Below are 20,448 nucleotides of genomic sequence, written 5' to 3' on the forward strand. Positions count from 1 at the left end.
GGGGGGGGGGTCGTGCCGGGGGGGGGGGGGGGGGGGGGGGGGGGCGGGGCGGGGGGGGGGGGTGGTGGGGTGCGCCCCCCCCCCCCCCCCGCCGCCGCGCCATGCCAGCTGATGCAGAGGGTGAGATTGCAGACGAGCAACAACGCCAGCAACAGCCGGGCGATGAGTTCTGTGGGCAATCTCGATGACAACATGGTGCATCTTTCCTGTGACGTATGGGCCGAATCTAAACCTTGCCGAAAGGTGAAGGTCAAGGCGTGGCAAACCCCCTCTGCCAAAGAGTTGATATGGATTAAGAAATGGCGGGATTGCGAACAAGAAAGCCCCCGCATGGGCGGGGGCTCAGGGTCAGGGTTTGGGGGGCTGGGCTCGCGACTCCGATCGCTTCATGATGAGGCGGAAGAAGAGCGGGATGAAGAAGATGGCGATAAAGGTCGCCGCCAGCATGCCGCCTATCACAGGCCAGCCGAGGGCATGGCGGCTGGCGGCACCGGCGCCGCTCGAGGTCACCAGCGGCACACAGCCGAGGATGAAGGCGAGCGACGTCATGGCGATGGGACGAAAACGCAGCCGCGCCGCCTCCAATGCCGACTCGAGGAGACTCATTCCCTCCTCGTGCTTCATCACGGCGAACTCCACTATGAGGATGGCGTTCTTGGCGGCAAGGCCGACGAGGGTCACCAGCCCTATCTGGAAGTAGACGTTGTTGGTCAGCCCCACAGTCCAGGTGGCGAGCAGGGCGCCGAACAGGGCGAAGGGCACGGCGGTGATCACCGCAAACGGCAGTGTCCAGCGCTCATACTGGGCCGCCAGGATGAGGAACACCATCAGGATGCCGAAACCGAACGCGGTGCCGGCGCTGCCAGCGGCCTCTTTCTCCTGATAGGCGGAGCCGGTCCAGGCCAGGGTGGCCTCATTGCCCAGGGTGTCGTTGGCAACCTCCTCCAGTGCGGTTATGGCCTGGCCCGAGCTGTAGCCCGGTGCGGGTTGGGCCATGATCTTGGCCGCCTGGAAGATATTGAAACGCTCCACCAGCTCGGGACCCGTGGTGTCACGCACCGTCACCAGGCTGCTGAGGGGGATCATATCCCCCTTGTTGGAGCGCACATAGACGTTGCGAATGTCGCTCTTCCTGGCGCGGTAGTCCGCCTCGGACTGCAACTGCACCCGGTAGGTGCGGCCGAACTGGTTGAAGTCGTTGACATAGACTTGGCCGAAGGTGGCCTGCATGGTGTCGAACACGGCGTTGATGGGCAGCCCCAGCGCCTTGGCCTTCTCGCGGTCGAGATCCAGGAAGACCTGGGGCACATTGGCGCGATAGGTGCTGGTGACGCTGGCCAGTTCGGGGCGTTGCTTGGCCGCCTCCAGCAGGCTGTCGACCTCGGCGGCGAAGGATTTCGCATCGCCGCTGCCGCGGTTCTGCAGATAGGCCTCCAGTCCGCCAGTGGTGGACATGCCCTGGATCGGGGGCGGGTTGAAGGAGGCGACGAAACCATCGGACTGCCCCATGGCGCTGAGCCCCTGCAGTGTCTTGGCCAGGGAGAAGGAGTCCTGACCCTCACCCTCGCGCTCGCCCCAGGACTTCAGGGGGAGGAAGCTCACCCCCCGGTTGCTGACGATGGAGCTCGACAAAATGTCAAAGCCGGAGAAGGTCACCACGTCCTGCACATGAGGGTTGGCCATGGCGATCTGGTCGTACTGATTGGCCACCGCCTGGGTGCGGGTCAGGGAGGCGGCATCCGGCAGCATGACGGCGGAGAGCAGGTAACCCTGATCTTCGTTGGGCACCAGCTCCCCCGGCACCTTCATCAGCAGGCCGTAGATGGAGACCAGGATCACCGCGATGATGGTGAACGCCACCCCGACCCGGCGGTTGAGGAAGGCCACCCCGCGTACGTAGCGGGCGGTGAGGCTGTCGAACATCCGGTTGAACCAGACGAAGAAGCGGGCGGGTTCATGATGGCCCTCTTTGAGCAAGATGGCGCACAGGGCCGGCGACAGGGTCAGGGCTATCAGACCCGAGATGGCGACCGAGACGGCGATGGTGATGGCGAACTGCTTGTACATCACCCCCGTCATGCCGCCCATGAAAGCGACCGGCAGGAAGACGGCGCAGAGCACCAGCACTATGGCCACCACAGGGCCTGAGACCTCCTGCATGGCGAGAATGGCCGCCTCCTTGGGGGAGCACTTCTTCTCGCGCATGATCCGCTCGACGTTCTCCAGCACCACTATGGCGTCATCCACCACTATCCCGATGGCGAGCACCATGCCGAACAGGGTCAGCAGGTTGATGGAGAAGCCCAGTACCAGCATGCCGGCGAAGGTGCCGATGAGCGACACCGGCACAGCAATACAGGGGATCAGGGTGGCACGCAGGTTCTGCAGGAACAGATAGACCACGATAAACACCAGCACGATCGCCTCGAACAGGGTGTGCACCACCTCCTCGATGGAGATCTTCACGAACTCTGTGGTGTCGTAAGGGATGCGGTAATCCACATCCTGGGGGAAGCGGGTCTTGAGGCGCTCCATGGTCTCATGGACCTGGTTGGCCACTGCGACGGCATTGGCCCCCGGCTGCAGGTAGGTGAAGATCCCCACCGCCGGCTTGCCATTGAGGCTGGCGGTCACATCGTAGTCCTTGCCGCCGAGTTCGACCCTGGCCACATCCCGCAGACGGATCTTGGAGCCATCCGGCATGGAGCGGACGATGATGTTCTGGAACTCGGTCACGTCCTCGAGCCGGCCCTTGGTCTGCACCGTGTAGGTGAAGTCGATGGGCGCCGTGGTGGGCTGGGCACCTATCTTGCCGGCCGCGAACTGGGTGTTCTGCTCGCGGATGGCGCCAATCACGTCGCTCGGGGTGAGCTCGAGCTGAGCCAGCCGGTCCGGCCGCAGCCAGATACGCATGGCATAGTCGGTGCCACCGAACAAGGTGATGTCGCCGACCCCTGGGATGCGCTTGAGCTCATCGATGATGTTGAGCAGGGCGTAGTTGGAGAGGTAGGTGGTATCGAAGGTTCCCTTGGGCGAGGCCAGGGTGACGACCTGGAGGATGGAGGTCGACTTCTTGCGTACCGTGAGCCCCTGTTGTTTGACGTCATCGGGCATCTGCGCCATGGCGGCGGAGACCCGGTTGTTGACGTTGATGGTGGCCTGATCCGGGTCCGTCCCTATCTTGAAGTAGACGTTGAGGTTCATCTGGCCATTGGAGGCGGAGGAGGACTGCATGTAGATCATGTCCTCCACCCCGTTGATCTGCTGCTCCAGAGGCGCGGCGACCGTTTTGGCGATCACTTCCGGGGTCGCCCCTGGGTAGTAGGTGGTGACCGAGACCACGGGTGGGGTGATCTGGGGATACTGCTCGATGGAGAGGGAGCGCATCGCCGCCAGCCCGGCCAGCACTATGATGATGGAGATCACGCTGGCGAAGATGGGGCGCTCGATGAAGAACTTGGAAAACATAGAAACTCCTTACTGAGCGCCGCTGCGACTGATGACCTCGGCGCTGATCGCCTTCATCTGTTCCGGACTGACGGGCTTGACGGTGGCGCCGGGACGCGCCTTCATCAGGCCTTCGGTCACATAGCGTTCTCCCGCCTTGAGGCCGCTTTCGACCAGGACGCCGCCCTCGACACTCTGGCCGAGCTTGACCAGACGAGGTTCAACCTTGTTGTCGGCACCGACCACCATCACCATGCGATCGGCCTGGGCTTGCTGTATGGCGCGCTCGGGGATCAGGATGGCATTCTTGCGCACCCCGAGTTCTATGGTCATGCGCACGAACTGGCCGGGCAGCAACTTGCCTTGCTTGTTGTCGAAGATGGCGCGGGCACGAATGGTGCCGGTCTGGGGATCGACCCTGTTATCCGAGAAGTTGATCTTGCCCGCGTCGGGATAGACGGAGCCATCTGCGAGGCGGATATGGGTGCGCCAGTTAGTGCTGTCCTGGGCTTGCAGCTTGCCGCTCTTGAGGGAGTTCTCGAAGGTAAGGCGATCCTGCTCCGAGTAGGAGAAGTTCACATAGAGGGGATCGAACTGGGTGATGGTAGTGAGCAGGCCACTGTCGCCGCTGGTGGTGATGAGGCTGCCCTCGGACTGTGAACTCTTGCTCGCCATGCCGTCTATGGGGGCCGTGACTCTGGTGTAACCGAGGTTGAGCGCCGCCTCCTTCACCTTGGCCTGGGCGGCTTGCAGGGAGGCCAGCGTTGCCTCGTAGTTCGCTATGGTGTCGTCATAGTCCTTGCGACTCACCACCTGGCGACGATAGAGGGGAATGGTGCGATCCTTGTCTGCCCTGGCCTTGTTGAGGCGGGCCTGCTCCTGGGCCAGGCTGCCTTGCGCCTGCTCCAGCGCCGCCTGATAGGGGGCGGGATCGATCAGGAACAGCTCTTGTCCCTCGGTGACCGGCTGGCCCTCCACATAGGTGCGCTTGAGCAGGATGCCGCCGACCCGGGAGCGCACATCGATCTCGCGAAAGCCGGCGGTCTCGCCGACCACTTCGGTGGTGAGGGGCACATCGGCAGGGGTGACGGTGGCCACCACCACGGGGACCGGGGGCAGTGTCTGGGCCTGGGTGCTTTTGTCGTTGCCACAACCCGTGAGCGCACTGGCGAGTGCCAGGGCCATAAAACCGCGTTTGAATGCTTCTTTCCTGGCGCCTGAAACCTTCATCTTCACACTCCTGCCGGTTGAGCCACTATGGTTGTGTGCAACTTGGATATCAATGGGGGCTGTTAATGACATGTTTGCACATTTAACGTTTTGCAATACAAGGGTTTTTTAATAATAGAGTGACAAAGTTGAACCTGAGCTGTTGGCCCGGGTCCTTACGGCGGGAGGAGAGGAGGGGCGCGACAGCCTGTGACAGGGACGGTGAAAGGGTAGGCAGCAAGGAGCAAGCAAGTGCCAGTGGGGGCCCGATGCCCCCACTGGCGGGCGATCATCAGGCGAAGCAGGTCCAGATGGGGGCGTGATCGGAGGGTTTCTCGATGCCGCGCAGCTCGTAGTCGATGCCGGTCTCGGTCACCTTGTCCTTGAGGGCGTCGGAGGCCATGATGAGGTCGATGCGCAGGCCCCGGTTCTCGTCAAAGCCCCTGGAGCGGTAGTCGAACCAGGAGAAGCGCTCGCACTCGGTGGGGTTGGCGGCGCGGAAGGTGTCGGTCAGGCCGAACCCCTTGAGACGCTCCATCCACTCCCGCTCTATGGGCAGGAAGGAGCACTTGCCATCCCGCAGCCAGCGCTTGCGGTTCGCCTCGCCGATGCCGATGTCGAGATCCGTGGGGGAGATGTTCATATCCCCGATCAGCGCTATCTGGTCGTCCGGGCTGTGGTGGGTCTCGAGGTAGTGTTGCAGGTCCTCGTAGAACTTCTGCTTGGCCGGGAACTTGGTCTCGTGATCCTGGCTCTCCCCTTGCGGGAAGTAGCCGTTCATCACCTTGATGACGGAGCCGTCTTCCCGTTTGAAGCTGGCCATGATCATGCGGCGCTGGGCATCCTCGGGATCGGTGGGGAACCCCTTCTGCACCTCGATGGGGGCCTGCTTGCTCATGATGGCGACCCCGTAGTGACCCTTCTGGCCGTGGAACACCACGTGATAGCCCATGGCCTCCACGTCCGCCACCGGGAAGGCCTCGTCGTGCACCTTGATCTCCTGCAGGCCGATCACATCCGGCTGGTGCTTGTCGATGATGGCTTGCAACTGATGAAGACGGGCGCGCAGGCCATTGATATTGAAAGAGATGATCTTCATGTTCGGGGTGCTCATGTCGTTTTTATTAGTCGCTATTGGACTAGGAATCCGGTCTGGATGCAAGTTCCGGGGGACGCCCTGTGCCGCTCCTGAACTTGCATCGGAACCTGTTCACTATCTGTCGCGAGGGGTCGCCGGCAAGGTGAAGCGCAGGAACCTGAGTGTATATGTATGCATGAGAGCGCCTGGTGACACATCAGCGAGCAGCACATGCGCCCTGGAAGCGGCCTCACAGCAAGATCGTGGAGAGGTTTTAGCGGGTCATCTTCTTGACGAACACCACCACGAACAGCGCCAGCGTGAAGCTGCCGGTGAAGGCCTCGAAGGCGGCGAAGATCCGCGACAGGCCGACCGGAGTGAAGTCGCCATAGCCCAGGGTGGTGAAGGTCACCACGCTGTAGTAGAGGCATTCGAGCAGGAAGATGGCGTTCTCTTCGAGGGTCGCCTCCGGGCGGTAGATGAGGTGGTTGCCCGCGAAGTTGAGACCGCAGAAGAAGTAGAAGATGCTGCAGATGAAGATGAGCAGCAGGGAGAAGAGCACCACCCGCATGGGGGCCTCGCCGTAGCCGCAGAAGAGATCCACTATCCAGGAGGCGAAGCGGTGATAGGACCAGAACGGCATCTGCAGGCGGCGCATGGTGAGCTCCTGCTGGATGTAGCGGCCTGACATGGTGAAGATCCCCTGGGCCTCCGAGGCCTTGCGCAGATCCCGATAGGTCTCCTCCGCCTCCTTGAACCAGACGCGGGCCTGCACCGGGTCCCGCTCGCGTCGTCCCTTCCTGTCCTGCATCAGGCGCCTGCCGGTATCCAGGTTGTCGAGCCGGGTGTTCTTCCAGCGGATGCCGAGCAGGTTGACGTCATGCAGCTCGGCGCAGTGCAGGTTGGCCTCGCTGAGGTCGGCCTTCATCAGGCTGCCGCCCTTGATGCGAATGCCAAAGAGGTGGGCGCCTCTCAGGTTAGCGCGATAGAGGTTGCACTGCTCCAGCAGGAATCCCTGGGGCACCTCTCTGTTCACCAGGTTGAGACCGGCGAGATCGGCGCGGGCCAGTTGCAACCCGTGGCACAGGCCCCCCTGGCGCACATAGCGCTCCAGCGCCGCGGCCGTGTCCGGTGACGAGTGGGAGGCGTGGGGGTCGTGCCAGTGGCACAGGTCGTGATCCCCCGCCTCTTCGCTGCAGTGGCGGCCATCTGCCACCAGGTATCGGCACATCCCCATGCTGTCGCCCCTCCTTGTCTGAGTCTGTATCAGCATAGGTGAGGGAGCGGCGCCGCTGGCTAGGCTAGCTGGTTAAATTCCTGGCGCAGCTTGCGAAAGCGATCCTGCTGGGCGGGATTGAGGGGGATACCCTCCAGCACCTCCAGGGTCTCCTTGCACTCGGCGCCGAATTCCGGGCTCTTGCGGTTCTTCTGCATCAGCTGCAGCAGCACCTGGATCTTGTTGAGGGCGGCGCCGGTATTGGCGGGAGCCCGGCGCAGGGCTTCGCGGAAATGGCCTAGGGCCTGCTCCAGCTCCCCGCTCTGGTAGGCCTTGATGCCGAGATCGTTGAGCTGCTGGTAGCGCTGACGGCGCTCCTGCACCGTCTTGTCGTCGCGGGTCACCTGGATGCAGGTGGTGAGCAGCCTGTCTTCATCCTCCGCCAGCAGGGATTGCAGGCTCTCGGCGTACTCGAACTCCCCGAGCTGGTAGAGGGCGAGTATGGTCTCGCCGAGCAGGGCGGGGGGCATGGTCTCGGGCTTGTCGAGCCAGTTCTGGTTGGCGCGATAGAGCATCTTCTTGCCCTTGAGCAGCTCCCCCAGGGCGATGCGCACCCTGGCCTGACAGATCTGCTCGAACACCGGGTAGTTGAACTCCGACATCATCAGGGAATCCCGAATGCGCGACAGGGCCGAGTTCACCTGCTTTTGCAGGTTGGCGATGTGATAGCCGTCGTTGCTGTTGAGGGCGTACAAGGTGAGGGTCTGGATATAGGCCCCGAGATAATGCGGCGTGCGGTGGATGGAGTTGCGCGACAGGTCGATGAGGGCGAGCAGCACATCCTTGGCCTGGCCGTAGTCGTGGCGCTGCAGGCACACCTCTGCCAGCCGGCGGGAGAGCTGCACCGACTGGGGGGATATGTCCACCGCCCGGCGCAGCTCCTGCTGGGCCAGCTCCTCCTTGCCAAGGGAGAGCAGGGATTCCGCCAGCCAGAGGTGGGCCTCCACCATCAGGGGGGTGTTCTTGAGCGTCGCCTGCAGGTGGCTCACCGCCTCGTCAAAGAGTGCCAGCCGGTAGCAGGCCTTGCCCAGGGTCAATCTGGCCCAGCTGTTCTCCTGGGCGGCCAGCAGCTGGCGCATCAGGCTGCGCGCCTCCTTGGCCTGGCCGAGCTTGAGCTGGGTGTCGGCCTGCAGGCAGCGGCAGAAGTTGGCAAAGCGCGGCACCGCATCGGCCTGTCTGGCGCAAGCCTCGATCAGCGCCGGCATATCGTTCTGGGTGAGGGCGATGAAGACGCTCTCCAGGGACTGGCGACGGGCGAGGGCGCGCTTCAAGCGAAACGAGAACTGCTCCTGGGAGAAGGGCTTCATCAGGTATTCGTCGGGCTCGGCCTCGAGCGCGCTCAGCACCATGGCGCGGGAGCTGTCGCTGCTGACCATGATCACCACGCTCTGGGGCGGGATCAGCTGCTGGTCCCGCAGGCTCTCCAGCAACTGGCGACCGTTCTCGCCCGCTCCCAGCTCGTAGTCCAGCAGATAGATGTCGAAGCTCTCCTTCTGGCAGCGGCGGCGCGCCTCGTCGGCGGAATTGATGTAGGTGATGCGGTTGATGCCGATGTTGATCAGCATCGCCTTCATCATCATCTGAAAAGATCGCTGCTCGTTGACCAGCAGGATGCGCCTGGGTTTGGGCTGGGCTTTCTTCTCTGGTGCGGGATCCGGTGTCTGCATCTGTCTTGCATCGAGGCGCTGCGGGCTGGTGGAAGAAGTGTGCCACCAAAGTCCGCAGACAGGCAATTGAACATGGGAAGGGGCCCCGTTTTTCCCGCCAGGGCAAGAGGCAGTCCGCAAAAAAATCATGGTGCGCCCTTGATCTTCGTCAACCGGACGCGAGATGGCAGTGGCGCGGTTCGACCCGGTTTTTAGACTTGAAGGGAGGCAGATCCCGGCGATCTGCAGACATCACCCGCACCACAAGGAGGAATCAAATGAGTTTGCTACCGAGCCGCACCAGCCTGTTTGATGACCTGTTCCACGACATGGCCTCCGGCTTCTACATCCGGCCCCTGCACGGGGATCCCCTGCCCAGCCGGATCACGCTGGATCTGAGGGAGAGCGACGGCGGTTACCTGCTGCAGGCCGAGCTGCCCGGGGTGGCCAAGGAGGACATCCACGTGGACGTGCACGGCAAGCTGGTGACCCTGAAGGCAGAGATCCGCCAGCACGACAGTCAGAGCAAGGAGGAGAGATCCCTGCGCAGCGAACGCTACTATGGCAGCGTGTCGCGCACCGTCGAGCTGCCGGTGGAGGTGGCGCCAGATAAGGTCAGCGCCCGCTTCGAGAACGGCATCCTCACGTTGCAACTGCCCAAGCAGGCGGTCACCCCGGCGCCCCATCGCGTCCCCATCGAATAGCGCGCCGTCATGAAAAGGCCCCGCATTGCGGGGCCTCGTCGTTCATGGCTGGCTGCGCACCAGGTAGGGAGCAAACTCAGGGGTGTGGCGCGCCGCAAAGCCCGTGGGCGTCTTCTCGATGAGATAGACCGCCAGCTTGTGCTCGGTGGCAAAGGCCATCGCCTGCTCGGGCCCCATCACCATGAGGGCGGTGTCGAGGGCGTCGGCCTCGAGCGCGGTGGGGGTGATGACGCTGGCGGAGACCAGCTTGTGGGTGACGGGCTCGCCGGTGGCGGGATCTATGATGTGGGAATAGCGCCGGCCATCGAGCTCGTAATAGTTGCGGTAGCTGCCAGCGGTGCTCAGGGCCATGCCGTTCGGGGTGACCACGTCCTCGATGGCGCCCGGCCTGTCCGAGGGCTCGACGATGGCCACCCGCCAGGGGTTGCCCTTGTCGTTGTGCCCCTTGCTGCGCACGGCGCCCGCTACCTCGACGAGGTAGTTGTGCACCCCCTTGCGCTCCAGCAGCGCGGCGATGTCATCGGACGCCGCCCCTTCCCCCAGGGTAGAGAGATCCAGATAGAGGTCGGGGATGACCTTGCCAAGCAGGAAATGGTCCCCTTGCGGCGTCAGGCTGAGCTTGTCGATGCCGACCCGCTCCCGCGCCTTGGCGATCTGCTCTGCTGTGGGCCGCTTGACCGGGCGCTTGTCCGGCCCGAAGCCCCACAAGTTGACCAGGGGGCCCACGGTGACGTCCAGCTTGCCCTGGGTGAGGCGCCCCGCATCCATGCCCTGCTGCACTATCCTGGCCATGCTGGCCGGTATGGGCATGGGGGCCTTGCCCGCATCCTGGTTGAAGCGGGAGATGAGGGAGCCAGGATCATAGGTGGAGATCTCCTGGTTGATGCGCGCCAGCAGGGCATCGACCTCGCTCTGCAGCGCGGCCTGGCCGCCGGGGAAGGGGTCGCTCAGGGTCACCGCATAGTAGGTGCCCATGGTGTTGCCCTGAATGCGGGTCTGGGTCGGCGCCGGCTGACAGGCGGTCAACAGCAGCATCAGGGAGAGCAGCAGGCCGCGGGGGGCCAGGGAGAGGGTCTTCATCTTGCATTCTCGCGGGAGTCATCGACGGGGGAGCAGCTTAGCCAAGGGCGCCGCCATTGACGAGCCCCGGGGGCCGGGTCCGGGTGAAAATAATTAAGCCGCGCTGGGGGTGAAGCCGGCCGATTTGTTCCACAGTTCAATGGACTCGGGGAGTGACCTGGTCCGCAGCTTTGAGCAAAAGCGGCAGCCCTTCGGTGACATTTGGGTACAATGAAGATCGATCATGACAGCATCTTTGCGTGTCGACGTGCGATTCGCCAGACAAGGGTGTTGCCATTCCTCGCCAATCAAAGGAGAAGATGATGAAAAAGGTGTTAACCCTGCTGCTTCTGAGTTCCCTGGCTGCCCCGGCGCTGGCCGATGAGTGCGCCCTGGTCATCGAAGGCAATGACGCCATGCAGTACAACCTCAAAGAGATGAGCGTGCCGGCCACCTGCAAGGAGGTGACTGTCACCCTCAATCACACGGGCAAGCTGCCGGTGGCCAACATGGGTCACAACTGGGTGCTGGCCAACACCGCCGACTATCAGGCCGTCGCCACCGCGGGCATGAGCGCAGGCGCAGATCACGACTACCTGCCCAAGGACGACGCCCGTATCCTGGCGCACACCAAGCTGGTGGGGGGCGGCGAGAGCACCAGCGTCACCTTCAAGACCGACGGGCTGGCGGGCAAGGATCTCACCTTCTTCTGCTCCTTCCCCGGCCACTTCGCCATGATGAAGGGGGCCTTCAAGGTCGGTTGAGCCGCGCTGGCCTGACAGGAAAAAGCCGGGATATCCCGGCTTTTTTGTGCCCGCTTGCCGTGATTGCGGCATCCGTTGGATGCCCATGAGGGCGGTATTGCGCGCCGTTTTATGATCCGGCGCGGGGGGAGTGGGGACGGAAGAGGGTAAGATAGGCTCCTTTCGGGCCTGATAGGCCTGCCCAAGAGGAACCAAGGTCGTCATGAAAGCCATGAAATGGGTGATCAGCGGTTGCCTGCTGCTGGTATGCGCCATCGCGCTGGCAGCGGAGCCCCCGGTCAAGAAGAGCAGAAGCGGCATCTGCCATCCCCAGGGCGGCACCTACTACAGTCGCACCAAGCACTACACCCCCTACGACTCCATGCAGGCCTGTCTCGACAGCGGGGGACGAGCCCCCAAACGCTGACGGTATGCCTGATCAGCCGATGGGCTGCAGGGTAAAGAAAGCGAGGGTGGTCTTCTTGCCGCACTCGAAGTGGATGCTCTCCTCCCCCTGCACCACCAGGGTCTCGTTGATGGCCACTGCCTGGCCTGCCACCGTCAGCTGGCCGCTCAGCAGGTGGCAGAGGTAGGTCTTGTCCGCCTCCAGGGTGAGGGTCAGGGGGAAGGGCACATTGAGCACCCGCACGTTGGCGCCGATGCGCGCCGGGTCGTAGATGAGCCCCAGATCCGTCACCTCTTTTTTCAGCAGCTCGCAGTGGGTCTCGTCATCCCCGCTGAAATGGGCCGCCTCGAAGGTGGCATAGGGGTGGCCGTTGAGCACGAAACCGGCGCCGCTGACGGGCAGCAGGATGCGCTGATAACCGGGAAATTTGGAGAAGGGGCCCGCCGCCTTGATGGGGGCAGAGCTAAGCCGGTAGTCAAAGTCGAGCTTCTCCAGGCTCGAGCCCGGGGGGGAGACAAGGATCTGGGCCGTGGTGCCCTGCCTGTTTTTCCAGGGCATCTTCAGCTGGTCAGACTCTTTAATCAGGGTGATCACGTTGGCGCCTCGGCGAGGAGTGGGGAGAGAGGGGCCAGTGATACCATCTCCGGGAGTGGCTCACAAGGCGGCGTCAGCGGGGGCCGTGCTGGTTGGCCACAAATCAGGCAATGGAGCCCTTGATGCAGGTGTTGGATCTAATCGGTTGATCCCAGCCCTTTTTCTATCTTGCCCAGCAGTTGCTGCAACTGCTCTACCTCTGCCGGTTCCAGCAGGGAGCACAACCGCTCGTCGAGCAATGCGGCCAGCTGCTCCCCCTGGCTGACGCGCTCGCAGGCCAGCGGGGTCAAGGCCAGACAGATGCTGCGTTTATCCGTCGGATGGGGCCGTTTCTCTATCATCCCCTGTCTCTCCATCTCCTGCAGCAGGCGTGTCACCTGTGCCTTGTCGCGGCCCGTCAGCTGTGCGATGAGCTGTGGTGTGGCCGGATCCTGTGCGTGGATCAGTTGCAGCACCTTGTAATGGAGGGGGCTAAGGGCGATCTGCTGTGCCCGAAAATGCTGCGTCAGGGCGATTCTGTAGTGATCGAGGATCCGGAAGAGACGGTTTGACAGGTTCATGGTTGATAAAGTCAACTTAAATTGGTTTAATTGATTTTATCAACCATGTGGGCAAAAGCCCAGCCCGAGAGGAGATGAAAGATGCCACACCCGTATCGTGTACAGGTCCAGGCGCTGGACCGCGAGGTGCCCCCGTTGCAGTTCGATTGCCAGAATCACGACGACATATTTGCCATCCTGGCGCTCAGCAAGGGGAAGCTGCCCATGTCGGAGCAGGAACATCAGGCGTTTATCGTCGGGTTGAAGCTGTTCGGCGAAGTGATGATGCAGCATCGCAAAGAGGAGCTGTTCAAGGGGTTTCTCCCCCATTTCAAGCAGTTCATGGGGCAGCTGAAACGCACGGCCAGGGGACAGGAGGCCGAGATAGAGCCGTCCCGGCAGTGATGTCAGCCTGATCCGGAAGGCAAGGGAGGGGCTCGTGCCCGCCATGGCGCAGCCCGGTTTTTGTCATGACGCCAGCATGCTTGAGGCAGATGAAACCCCGAGGCTGTGATCCTGACGCTGTTAATCGGGCCCGGGGTCGCTACACTGGCACTTCTGCCGTATGGAGGCCCCATGACCCACAAGATCATTCTGGATACCGATCCCGGTATCGACGACGCCATGGCAATACTCTTTGCCGAGGCCCACCCCGCCATCGACTTGCTCGCCATCACTACTGTGTTTGGCAATGCCACCATAGAGAACGGGACCCGCAACGCCCTCTGGCTCAAGCAGAAATACGGCATGAAGGCAGAGGTGGCCCAGGGCGCCGCCGCGCCGCTGCTGCGCGAGCCCGTGGGGCCGACGACAGTGGTGCACGGCCCGAGCGGGCTGGGGGACGTGGAGGCGGGGGAGGTGACCCTGACCCCGGATCCCCGCCCGGCCTGGCAATACATAGTCGAGACGGTGAAGGCCAACCCCGGCGAGATCACCCTGGTGACCATCGGGCCGCTGACCAACCTGGCGCTGGCGCTCGAGGCCGCCCCCGAGATCACCTCGCTGGTGAAGCAGGTGGTGGTGATGGGGGGCGCCTTTGGCGTCAACGGCCATCGCGGCAACGTGACCCCCTATGCCGAGGCCAACATTCACGACGATCCCGAGGCGGCCGATCGGGTGTTCACCGCCCCCTGGCCCGTGGTGATCATCGGGCTGGACGTGACCCAGCAGAGCTTCTTCAGCAGTGCCTACCTGGATGCCCTGCGGGACGACGCCGGTGAGCCCGGGCGCTTCCTGTGGGCGGTGAGCCGCTTCTACCTGCGCTTCTATTCCGAGCGCATCGGCCTCAATGGTTGCCACGTGCACGATCCCTCCGCCATCGCCTACGTGATCGATCCCGAGCTGTTCACCCTGCGGGAGGGACCGGTGCGGGTCATCGACCATGGCCCCGCCATCGGCCACACCCTGCAGAAGTTCGACGGCAAGTCCCACCCCCACGATGAGTGGGCGGGCTGCCCGGCCCAGCGGGTCGGGGTGGCGGTACGGGATCAGGCCCTGCTGGCGCTCTATCGCGACACCCTGGTGGCCTGGGGCAAGGATTGCTGAGACGGGGATGGGCAAAACGTGATGTCCGCCCACTCCTCGCCGACCGCCGCCACATATACTGACGCACATCAAGGCTGGCAAAGGGAGAGATAGATGGCCTGGTTGTCGTTGTTGGTGGCGATCGCCCTGATAGGGTGGTTGATGACGCTGGGGCGGGGCGCCCTGTTCGAGATCAGGCTTGCCCCTGGCAAGGTGCAGGTGAAGCGAGGCTCGGTGCCGCCGCGCTTCCTGGCCCAGGCCAAGCAGATCCTGCAGCAGGAGCCGGTCCGGGGGCGCATCTTGGGTCAGCGCGATGGCAACGGTGTCAGGCTGGTCTTCTCCCGCTCCATCCCGGAGCCCGTGGCCCAGCGCCTGCGCAACGTATTCCCTTACGGGGACTACAGGGGCGCGGCCCAGACCCCGGATGGGCGCAACTCTCGCTGACCGCGTTCTGTTGACGCTGTCGTTCACTTCCAGCGCCGGGCACTCTGCCCGGCGTCTGCTTTTCCCTCAGGTCAGAGCGCGCCGCTATCAGCGTGGCCCTTGCAAGGGCGCCATCACCTCGATCAGAAAGTCGATGAAGGCGCGGGTCTGGGGCTTCAGGAAGCGGCCGCCCCTAAACACCGCATGGATCTCGTCATGACGATCCTCGTACGGAGAGGCCTGCCATCCGGGCAGCAGTGGCAGCAGGGTGCCGCTGTCCAGCCCCTGCTGCACCATCCAGCTCGACAGCAGCAGTATGCCGGCGCCCGCCTCGGCCGCGCACAGCAGCGGCGTGCCGCCGACCGAGGCGAGGTTGCCCCGCACCGCGACCCTGTGCCGCTGCGCCCCTTGCCGGAAATACCAGTGCTGGCGCTGACGGCCATGGCCGCGGATGAGGCAGTTGTGGTGCGCCAGCTCATCGGGATGGGCGGGCTCGCCGTGGCGGGCCAGATAGGCGGGGGAGGCGACCAGCAGGGTCCGGTTGGTGAGCAGATGGCGGCTATGGAGGCCGCTGTCCACGGGGCGCCCGATGCGCACCGCCAGGTCCACGTTTTCGGCGTCGAGATCCACCAGCCGGTTGTCGAGCTCGATCTCGAGCCGCACCCCGGGGTAGCGGGCCAGGAAGGCCGGCAGGCGCGGCGCCAGCCAGGTGGTGCCGAAGCTCTCGAACACCGAGACCCGAAGCGGGCCCTCTGGCGCCACCGGCAGGGGTTGCAGGGATTGCACCAGCTGATCCGCCTCCTCCAGCAGGCGCACCGAGCGGGCCAGGAAGTACTCCCCCTGCTCGGTCAGCACCAGCTGGCGGGTGCTGCGCTTGAACAGGGGGATCCCCAGCTGTTGCTCCAGCGCATCTATGGTGCGGGTCACCGAGGAGGGGGCCAGGTTGAGGGCGCGGGCGGCCCGGGAGAAACTCCCCGACTCCACCACCTGAGCCAGGATACGGACGCGATCCAGCATGGGTATACCTTTGCGGTAAATGCAAAACTGTTGCAGGTTGTGGCGGTATTCTATCCATGGATGAAAGCATGAACAATGTGCTCATCGCCCATGGGGGCGCTCATCCAAGGAGTCTTGCCATGTCCCGTCGTATCCAGCTCGCCAGCCAGATCCCCGCCGCCATCCAGGCCATGCGGGGGCTGGAAACCTATCTCGGCGGCACCGACATTCCCCTGTCGCTCAAGGAGCTCATCAAGCTGCGGGCCTCCATGCTCAATGGCTGCGCCTACTGCATCGAGATGCACGCCGAGGTGGCGATGAATCACGGCGACAGCCCCCAGCGCTTGCTGGCGCTGTCCGCCTGGCGCGAATCCCCGCTGTTCGATGAGCGGGAGCGGGCCGTGCTGGCCCTGACCGACGAGGTGACCCTGATCGGCGAGCGAGGGCTCACCGAGGAGACCTACCAACAGGCCCTGGCCCTGCTGGGGGAAACCCTGCTGGCCCAGTGCCTGATGCAGGTGGTCACCATCAATGCCTGGAACCGCATCGCTGTGGCGACCCAAATGGAGCATAAGCACCCCTGAGGGAGACCCCGTGGTGGGATGTCGTCTTAAACGGGCCTTACATGAGGCCTGTTTTTCATGGCGAGCCCCAGACAGGGCAACCCCTTCTGCGCTTCTCTCGGTCCCGGGAAGTTAATCATACATTCGTTTGATTAATTATTTTTTTATTTCCCCTCGGAATATACGCATCCAGATCAAGGAATGGCGAGGGCGCCTGTGCATCAAGAGGGGGTTGAATGACTCTTTTTTACCCTGTTTCTCCCTCTGAAAATAAGGGTAATGGACCGTTTTGATTAATTGGTGAGCGATTTTGGCGGGGAGATAAATTAACGGGAGATGAATTGAGAGTCTGTGAATTTAATAAATTGGTCGCTGTCAAGCGATTAACATCTGATACCTGTTTTCACCACCCTTGGAACATTTTTGGGATTAATTTTTCATGTTGTTCACATGCCGGTCTGATGCAATAAAATGCGGCATTTTTATTATACCAATAAGCCTTGAAACGATGAGGACATTGCATGAGACCTTTTGAAGTAAAGAGGGGCTTGGGCGCTTTGCTGTTGATGGCAACCGCTGGCTTGCTGAGTGGCTGCGACATGGCTCTGATGAGCCCCAAGGGGCAGGTTGGTCTGGAGCAGAAGTCACTGATATTGACCGCACTCGGGTTGATGTTAATCGTGGTGATTCCTGTGATTATTATGACGGTGGCATTTGCTCGTAAATACAGAGCATCCAATACCACTGCCAAATACACCCCGGATTGGTCCCACTCCAACAAGATTGAAGCGGTCGTCTGGACCGTGCCCGTCATTATTGTCGCCATCCTGGCGGTGATTACCTGGAAAACCTCCCACTCCCTCGACCCCTACAAGCCGCTGGAATCTGACGTCAAACCGATCCAGGTCGATGTGATTTCGCTGGACTGGAAATGGCTGTTCGTCTATCCGGAGCTGGGGATCGCCTCGGTCAACGAGCTGGCCTTCCCGGTCAACACCCCAATCAACTTCCGGGTGACCTCTGACACCGTGATGAACTCCTTCTTCATCCCCCAGCTGGGCGGCCAGATCTACGCCATGGCCGGGATGCAGACCAAGCTGCACCTGATTGCCAACGAGGCGGGTCAGTACAAGGGGATCTCCGGCAGTTACAGCGGTGCCGGTTTCTCTGGCATGAAGTTCAAGGCGATTGCCACCCAGGACCAGGCCGGTTTCGATGCCTGGGTCGCCAAGGTGAAACAGTCTCCCAAGATGCTGAGCACCATGGGTGAGTTCGATGCCCTGGCCAAGAAGAGCGAAAACCACCCGGTTGAGTACTTCGCCAGCGCCGATCCCAAGCTGTTCGTCAATGTGATCAACAAGTTCATGGGCGGCATGTCCCATGGCGGCCATGACGCTGCAAAAGATGGCGCCATGGACCACGAGGCCATGAAGCATGACGCCGCGAAAGCAGAACCCATGGACCACAAGGCCATGAACCATGACGCTGCAAAAGCAGAACCCATGGACCACGCGGCCATGAGTCACGACGAGCATGCCGGACACATGGCCACGTCCATGGCTGACAAGAGTGTGAAAGCAGGATCCGAGGAATAATCGATGTTTGGAAAATTGACACTCGAGGCTGTTCCGTACCATGAACCCATCATCATGGTTACGATAGCCGGTATCATCTTGGGTGGGCTGGCGCTTGCCGGTCTCATCACTTATTACGGCAAGTGGCAATATCTGTGGAAAGAGTGGTTCACCTCGGTAGACCACAAACGCCTCGGTATCATGTATCTCATCTTGGGCATGGTCATGCTGCTGCGCGGCTTCGCCGATGCGGTCATGATGCGTGGTCAGCAGGTCATGGCCTCCGCCGGTAGCGAAGGCTACCTGAACGCGCACCACTACGATCAGATCTTCACCGCCCACGGCGTCATCATGATCTTCTTCGTGGCCATGCCGCTGGTGATCGGCCTGATGAACATCGTCGTGCCGCTGCAGATCGGTGCCCGTGACGTCGCCTTCCCCTTCCTGAACAACCTGAGCTTCTGGTTTACCGCCGCGGCCGTGGTGCTGATCAACGTCTCCCTCGGGGTCGGTGAATTCGCCCAGACCGGCTGGCTGGCCTATCCGCCCTTGTCGGGGCTGGAGTTCAGTCCCGGGGTCGGGGTCGATTACTGGATCTGGAGTCTGCAGATTTCCGGGTTGGGTACCCTGCTGACCGGTGTCAACTTCTTTGCCACCATCATCCGGATGCGTGCCCCTGGCATGACCATGATGCGTCTGCCGGTGTTCACCTGGACCGCCCTGTGCGCCAACATCCTGATCATCGCCTCCTTCCCGATCCTGACCGTCACCATCGCCCTGCTCACCGCAGACCGCTACCTGGGTACCCATTTCTTTACCAATGACATGGGTGGCAACATGATGATGTACATCAACCTGATCTGGGCCTGGGGCCACCCCGAGGTGTATATCCTGGTGCTGCCGGTGTTCGGGATCTTCTCCGAAGTGGTGGCGACCTTCTGCAAGAAGAAGCTGTTCGGCTACACCTCCCTGGTGTGGGCGACCGTGGCCATTACCGTGCTCTCCTTCGTGGTCTGGCTGCACCACTTCTTCACCATGGGGTCTGGCGCCAACGTGAATGCCTTCTTCGGCATCACCACCATGATCATCTCCATCCCGACCGGGGTGAAGATCTTCAACTGGTTGTTCACCATGTACCGCGGTCGCATCGAGTTCACCTCGCCCATGCTGTGGACCGTCGGCTTCATCATCACCTTCACCGTGGGTGGCATGACAGGGGTACTGCTCTCGGTGCCGGCCGCCAACTTCGTGCTGCACAACAGCCTGTTCCTGATCGCCCACTTCCACAACGTCATCATCGGCGGCGTGGTGTTCGGTTGCTTCGCCGGTATCACCTACTGGTTCCCGAAAGCGTTCGGCTTCAAGCTCGATGACGTCTGGGGCAAGCGTGCGTTCTGGTTCTGGATCACCGGCTTCTTCGTGGCCTTCATGCCGCTCTACGTGCTGGGCTTCATGGGCATGACCCGTCGTGTCAGCCAGAACATAGACCCTGAGTTCCACGGCTGGCTGGTGGTTGCCGCCTGCGGCGCCGGCCTGATTGCCATCGGCGTCTTGTGCCAGCTCATCCAGGTCGTGGTCAGTATCCGTGACCGCGAGAAGAACCGTGACTGGACCGGCGATCCCTGGGGTGGCCGTACCCTGGAGTGGGCCACTTCCTCTCCGCCGCCCTTCTACAACTTCGCCATCGAGCCGAAGATCAAGGGACTGGACGCCTTCTGGGAAGCGAAAGAGGACGGCAGCGCCTATCGCCAGCCGGCCAAGTACGCTCCCATCCACATGCCGAAGAACTCAGGTGCCGGTGTCATCATCGCCGCCTTCAGCGTGGTGTTTGGCTTTGCCATGATCTGGCACATCTGGTGGATGGCCATCGCCGGCTTCGTCGGCATGATCGCCACCTGGATCATCCACAGCTTCAACGACGATGTGGACTACTACGTACAGGTTGACGAGATCGAGCGCATCGAAGGTCAGCATTTCGACAATATCAACAAGGTGGCTTAACTCCATGGCGACTGACGTTCTACATCACTCTCACGGTGCCCATGAGGATGGGCACCATGATGCCGGTGCCACCAAGGTATTCGGCTTCTGGATCTACCTGATGAGTGACTGCATCCTGTTCGCGACCCTGTTCGCGACCTATGCGGTCCTGGTCAACGGCACCGCCGGCGGCCCCACCGGCAAGGACATCTTCGAACTGCCGTTCGTGTTCGCCGAAACCATGCTGCTGCTGCTGAGCTCCATCACCTTCGGGTTCGGCATGCTGGCCATGAACAAGAACAAGGTCTCCGCGGTCAACACCTGGCTGCTGGTCACCTTCCTGCTCGGCGCCGGCTTCATCGCCATGGAGATCTACGAGTTCCATCATCTGATCGTCAATGATGCGGGCCCGGATCGCAGCGGCTTCCTCTCCGCCTTCTTCACCTTGGTCGGTACCCACGGTATCCACGTGACCAGCGGCCTTATCTGGATCATCGTGATGATGGTCCTGATCAGCAAGAAGGGGCTGACCGAGCGCAACCGCACGCGCCTGATGTGCCTGAGCCTGTTCTGGCACTTCCTGGACGTGGTGTGGATCTGCGTCTTCACCGTGGTCTATCTGATGGGGGTCATGTAAATGAGTCATTTTGTTGACAATATTGACTGTGCCAGCCACGACAGTGTCAG

Annotated in this window: 19 protein-coding genes; 10 read left to right on the forward strand and 9 right to left on the reverse strand. The window is 62.1% G+C overall.

The window, feature by feature from the left end; all coding sequences use genetic code 11:
- Positions 1-348: 348 nt before the first annotated feature.
- From AC1IN8_RS15595 to AC1IN8_RS15615, 5 genes are all read right to left on the reverse strand, one after another.
- Positions 349-3,468: an efflux RND transporter permease subunit gene (locus AC1IN8_RS15595; protein WP_427232393.1), complete on the reverse strand. Its 3,120-nt coding sequence runs from the start codon at positions 3,466-3,468 to the stop codon at positions 349-351.
- Positions 3,469-3,477: 9 nt separating this feature from the next.
- Positions 3,478-4,677 carry an efflux RND transporter periplasmic adaptor subunit gene (locus AC1IN8_RS15600; RefSeq protein WP_265435379.1) on the reverse strand — a complete coding sequence of 400 codons (1,200 nt, stop codon included), beginning with the start codon at positions 4,675-4,677 and terminating at the stop codon, positions 3,478-3,480.
- 271 nt (positions 4,678-4,948) lie between these two features.
- The gene (gene xthA / locus AC1IN8_RS15605; protein WP_139436366.1) at positions 4,949-5,755 is read right to left on the reverse strand and encodes an exodeoxyribonuclease III; all 807 of its coding nucleotides are present in this window, start codon (positions 5,753-5,755) and stop codon (positions 4,949-4,951) included.
- 253 nt (positions 5,756-6,008) lie between these two features.
- Positions 6,009-6,971, reverse strand: a complete 963-nt coding sequence (locus AC1IN8_RS15610; RefSeq protein WP_479759523.1) for an ion channel — start codon at positions 6,969-6,971, stop codon at positions 6,009-6,011.
- 59 nt (positions 6,972-7,030) lie between these two features.
- Entirely contained in the window at positions 7,031-8,677 is a 1,647-nt protein-coding gene (locus tag AC1IN8_RS15615; RefSeq protein ID WP_479759525.1) for a response regulator, read from the reverse strand.
- A 257-nt stretch (positions 8,678-8,934) separates the two neighbouring features.
- Here AC1IN8_RS15615 and AC1IN8_RS15620 point away from each other — a divergent pair, with 257 nt between their 5' ends.
- Positions 8,935-9,360, forward strand: a complete 426-nt coding sequence (locus tag AC1IN8_RS15620) for an Hsp20/alpha crystallin family protein (RefSeq protein WP_139436372.1) — start codon at positions 8,935-8,937, stop codon at positions 9,358-9,360.
- A gap of 42 nt (positions 9,361-9,402) precedes the next feature.
- Here the strand turns inward: AC1IN8_RS15620 and AC1IN8_RS15625 are convergent, their stop codons facing one another.
- Positions 9,403-10,440 (reverse strand): FAD:protein FMN transferase, encoded by a 1,038-nt coding sequence (locus AC1IN8_RS15625; protein WP_479759528.1) that lies wholly within the window; start codon positions 10,438-10,440, stop codon positions 9,403-9,405.
- 302 nt (positions 10,441-10,742) lie between these two features.
- Here AC1IN8_RS15625 and azu point away from each other — a divergent pair, with 302 nt between their 5' ends.
- Positions 10,743-11,183, forward strand: a complete 441-nt coding sequence (gene azu, locus AC1IN8_RS15630) for an azurin (RefSeq protein ID WP_202046735.1) — start codon at positions 10,743-10,745, stop codon at positions 11,181-11,183.
- Between the two features lie 202 nt (positions 11,184-11,385).
- On the forward strand, positions 11,386-11,589 hold the full coding sequence (locus AC1IN8_RS15635; RefSeq protein WP_202046734.1) for a hypothetical protein: 204 nt from the start codon (positions 11,386-11,388) through the stop codon (positions 11,587-11,589).
- Positions 11,590-11,601: 12 nt separating this feature from the next.
- Here the strand turns inward: AC1IN8_RS15635 and AC1IN8_RS15640 are convergent, their stop codons facing one another.
- Complete coding sequence (locus AC1IN8_RS15640) at positions 11,602-12,162, reverse strand: HutD family protein (RefSeq protein ID WP_319913324.1); 561 nt, start codon at positions 12,160-12,162, stop codon at positions 11,602-11,604.
- A 137-nt stretch (positions 12,163-12,299) separates the two neighbouring features.
- Complete coding sequence (locus tag AC1IN8_RS15645) at positions 12,300-12,722, reverse strand: MarR family winged helix-turn-helix transcriptional regulator (RefSeq protein ID WP_479759530.1); 423 nt, start codon at positions 12,720-12,722, stop codon at positions 12,300-12,302.
- Between the two features lie 81 nt (positions 12,723-12,803).
- Here AC1IN8_RS15645 and AC1IN8_RS15650 point away from each other — a divergent pair, with 81 nt between their 5' ends.
- The 3 genes from AC1IN8_RS15650 to AC1IN8_RS15660 all read left to right on the forward strand — a co-directional run bounded on the left by AC1IN8_RS15650 (position 12,804) and on the right by AC1IN8_RS15660 (position 14,669).
- Complete coding sequence (locus AC1IN8_RS15650; protein WP_479759532.1) at positions 12,804-13,106, forward strand: DUF3861 domain-containing protein; 303 nt, start codon at positions 12,804-12,806, stop codon at positions 13,104-13,106.
- 171 nt (positions 13,107-13,277) lie between these two features.
- Positions 13,278-14,246 carry a nucleoside hydrolase gene (locus AC1IN8_RS15655; protein WP_319916559.1) on the forward strand — a complete coding sequence of 323 codons (969 nt, stop codon included), beginning with the start codon at positions 13,278-13,280 and terminating at the stop codon, positions 14,244-14,246.
- Between the two features lie 93 nt (positions 14,247-14,339).
- Positions 14,340-14,669, forward strand: a complete 330-nt coding sequence (locus AC1IN8_RS15660) for a DUF3634 family protein (protein WP_162519194.1) — start codon at positions 14,340-14,342, stop codon at positions 14,667-14,669.
- An 87-nt stretch (positions 14,670-14,756) separates the two neighbouring features.
- Here the strand turns inward: AC1IN8_RS15660 and AC1IN8_RS15665 are convergent, their stop codons facing one another.
- Complete coding sequence (locus AC1IN8_RS15665) at positions 14,757-15,665, reverse strand: LysR family transcriptional regulator (protein ID WP_319913328.1); 909 nt, start codon at positions 15,663-15,665, stop codon at positions 14,757-14,759.
- Between the two features lie 119 nt (positions 15,666-15,784).
- On the opposite strand from AC1IN8_RS15665, the gene AC1IN8_RS15670 reads away from it, so the two are divergent.
- From AC1IN8_RS15670 to AC1IN8_RS15685, 4 genes are all read left to right on the forward strand, one after another.
- Positions 15,785-16,228: a carboxymuconolactone decarboxylase family protein gene (locus AC1IN8_RS15670; protein ID WP_479759534.1), complete on the forward strand. Its 444-nt coding sequence runs from the start codon at positions 15,785-15,787 to the stop codon at positions 16,226-16,228.
- A 500-nt stretch (positions 16,229-16,728) separates the two neighbouring features.
- Positions 16,729-17,802 (forward strand): cytochrome o ubiquinol oxidase subunit II, encoded by a 1,074-nt coding sequence (gene cyoA / locus AC1IN8_RS15675; protein ID WP_139436390.1) that lies wholly within the window; start codon positions 16,729-16,731, stop codon positions 17,800-17,802.
- Between the two features lie 3 nt (positions 17,803-17,805).
- Positions 17,806-19,782 (forward strand): cytochrome o ubiquinol oxidase subunit I, encoded by a 1,977-nt coding sequence (gene cyoB, locus AC1IN8_RS15680; RefSeq protein WP_479759536.1) that lies wholly within the window; start codon positions 17,806-17,808, stop codon positions 19,780-19,782.
- Positions 19,703-20,398: a cytochrome o ubiquinol oxidase subunit III gene (locus tag AC1IN8_RS15685; protein WP_139436394.1), complete on the forward strand. Its 696-nt coding sequence runs from the start codon at positions 19,703-19,705 to the stop codon at positions 20,396-20,398. Before cyoB ends, AC1IN8_RS15685 begins: the two co-directional genes overlap by 80 nt.
- The last annotated feature ends 50 nt before the right edge of the window (positions 20,399-20,448 follow it).

Source organism: Aeromonas sp. 130281 (assembly GCF_056642115.1).

Bases quoted from the DNA above. Each gene is read 5' to 3' on its own strand.
- AC1IN8_RS15595 (WP_427232393.1), bottom strand. From the start codon at position 3,468: ATGTTTTCCAAGTTCTTCATCGAGCGCCCCATCTTCGCCAGCGTGATC.
- AC1IN8_RS15600 (WP_265435379.1), bottom strand. From the start codon at position 4,677: ATGAAGGTTTCAGGCGCCAGGAAAGAAGCATTCAAACGCGGTTTTATG.
- xthA (WP_139436366.1), bottom strand. From the start codon at position 5,755: ATGAAGATCATCTCTTTCAATATCAATGGCCTGCGCGCCCGTCTTCAT.
- AC1IN8_RS15610 (WP_479759523.1), bottom strand. From the start codon at position 6,971: ATGGGGATGTGCCGATACCTGGTGGCAGATGGCCGCCACTGCAGCGAA.
- AC1IN8_RS15615 (WP_479759525.1), bottom strand. From the start codon at position 8,677: ATGCAGACACCGGATCCCGCACCAGAGAAGAAAGCCCAGCCCAAACCC.
- AC1IN8_RS15620 (WP_139436372.1), top strand. From the start codon at position 8,935: ATGAGTTTGCTACCGAGCCGCACCAGCCTGTTTGATGACCTGTTCCAC.
- AC1IN8_RS15625 (WP_479759528.1), bottom strand. From the start codon at position 10,440: ATGAAGACCCTCTCCCTGGCCCCCCGCGGCCTGCTGCTCTCCCTGATG.
- azu (WP_202046735.1), top strand. From the start codon at position 10,743: ATGAAAAAGGTGTTAACCCTGCTGCTTCTGAGTTCCCTGGCTGCCCCG.
- AC1IN8_RS15635 (WP_202046734.1), top strand. From the start codon at position 11,386: ATGAAAGCCATGAAATGGGTGATCAGCGGTTGCCTGCTGCTGGTATGC.
- AC1IN8_RS15645 (WP_479759530.1), bottom strand. From the start codon at position 12,722: ATGAACCTGTCAAACCGTCTCTTCCGGATCCTCGATCACTACAGAATC.
- AC1IN8_RS15650 (WP_479759532.1), top strand. From the start codon at position 12,804: ATGCCACACCCGTATCGTGTACAGGTCCAGGCGCTGGACCGCGAGGTG.
- AC1IN8_RS15655 (WP_319916559.1), top strand. From the start codon at position 13,278: ATGACCCACAAGATCATTCTGGATACCGATCCCGGTATCGACGACGCC.
- AC1IN8_RS15660 (WP_162519194.1), top strand. From the start codon at position 14,340: ATGGCCTGGTTGTCGTTGTTGGTGGCGATCGCCCTGATAGGGTGGTTG.
- AC1IN8_RS15665 (WP_319913328.1), bottom strand. From the start codon at position 15,665: ATGCTGGATCGCGTCCGTATCCTGGCTCAGGTGGTGGAGTCGGGGAGT.
- AC1IN8_RS15670 (WP_479759534.1), top strand. From the start codon at position 15,785: ATGTCCCGTCGTATCCAGCTCGCCAGCCAGATCCCCGCCGCCATCCAG.
- cyoA (WP_139436390.1), top strand. From the start codon at position 16,729: ATGAGACCTTTTGAAGTAAAGAGGGGCTTGGGCGCTTTGCTGTTGATG.
- cyoB (WP_479759536.1), top strand. From the start codon at position 17,806: ATGTTTGGAAAATTGACACTCGAGGCTGTTCCGTACCATGAACCCATC.
- AC1IN8_RS15685 (WP_139436394.1), top strand. From the start codon at position 19,703: ATGTGGACTACTACGTACAGGTTGACGAGATCGAGCGCATCGAAGGTC.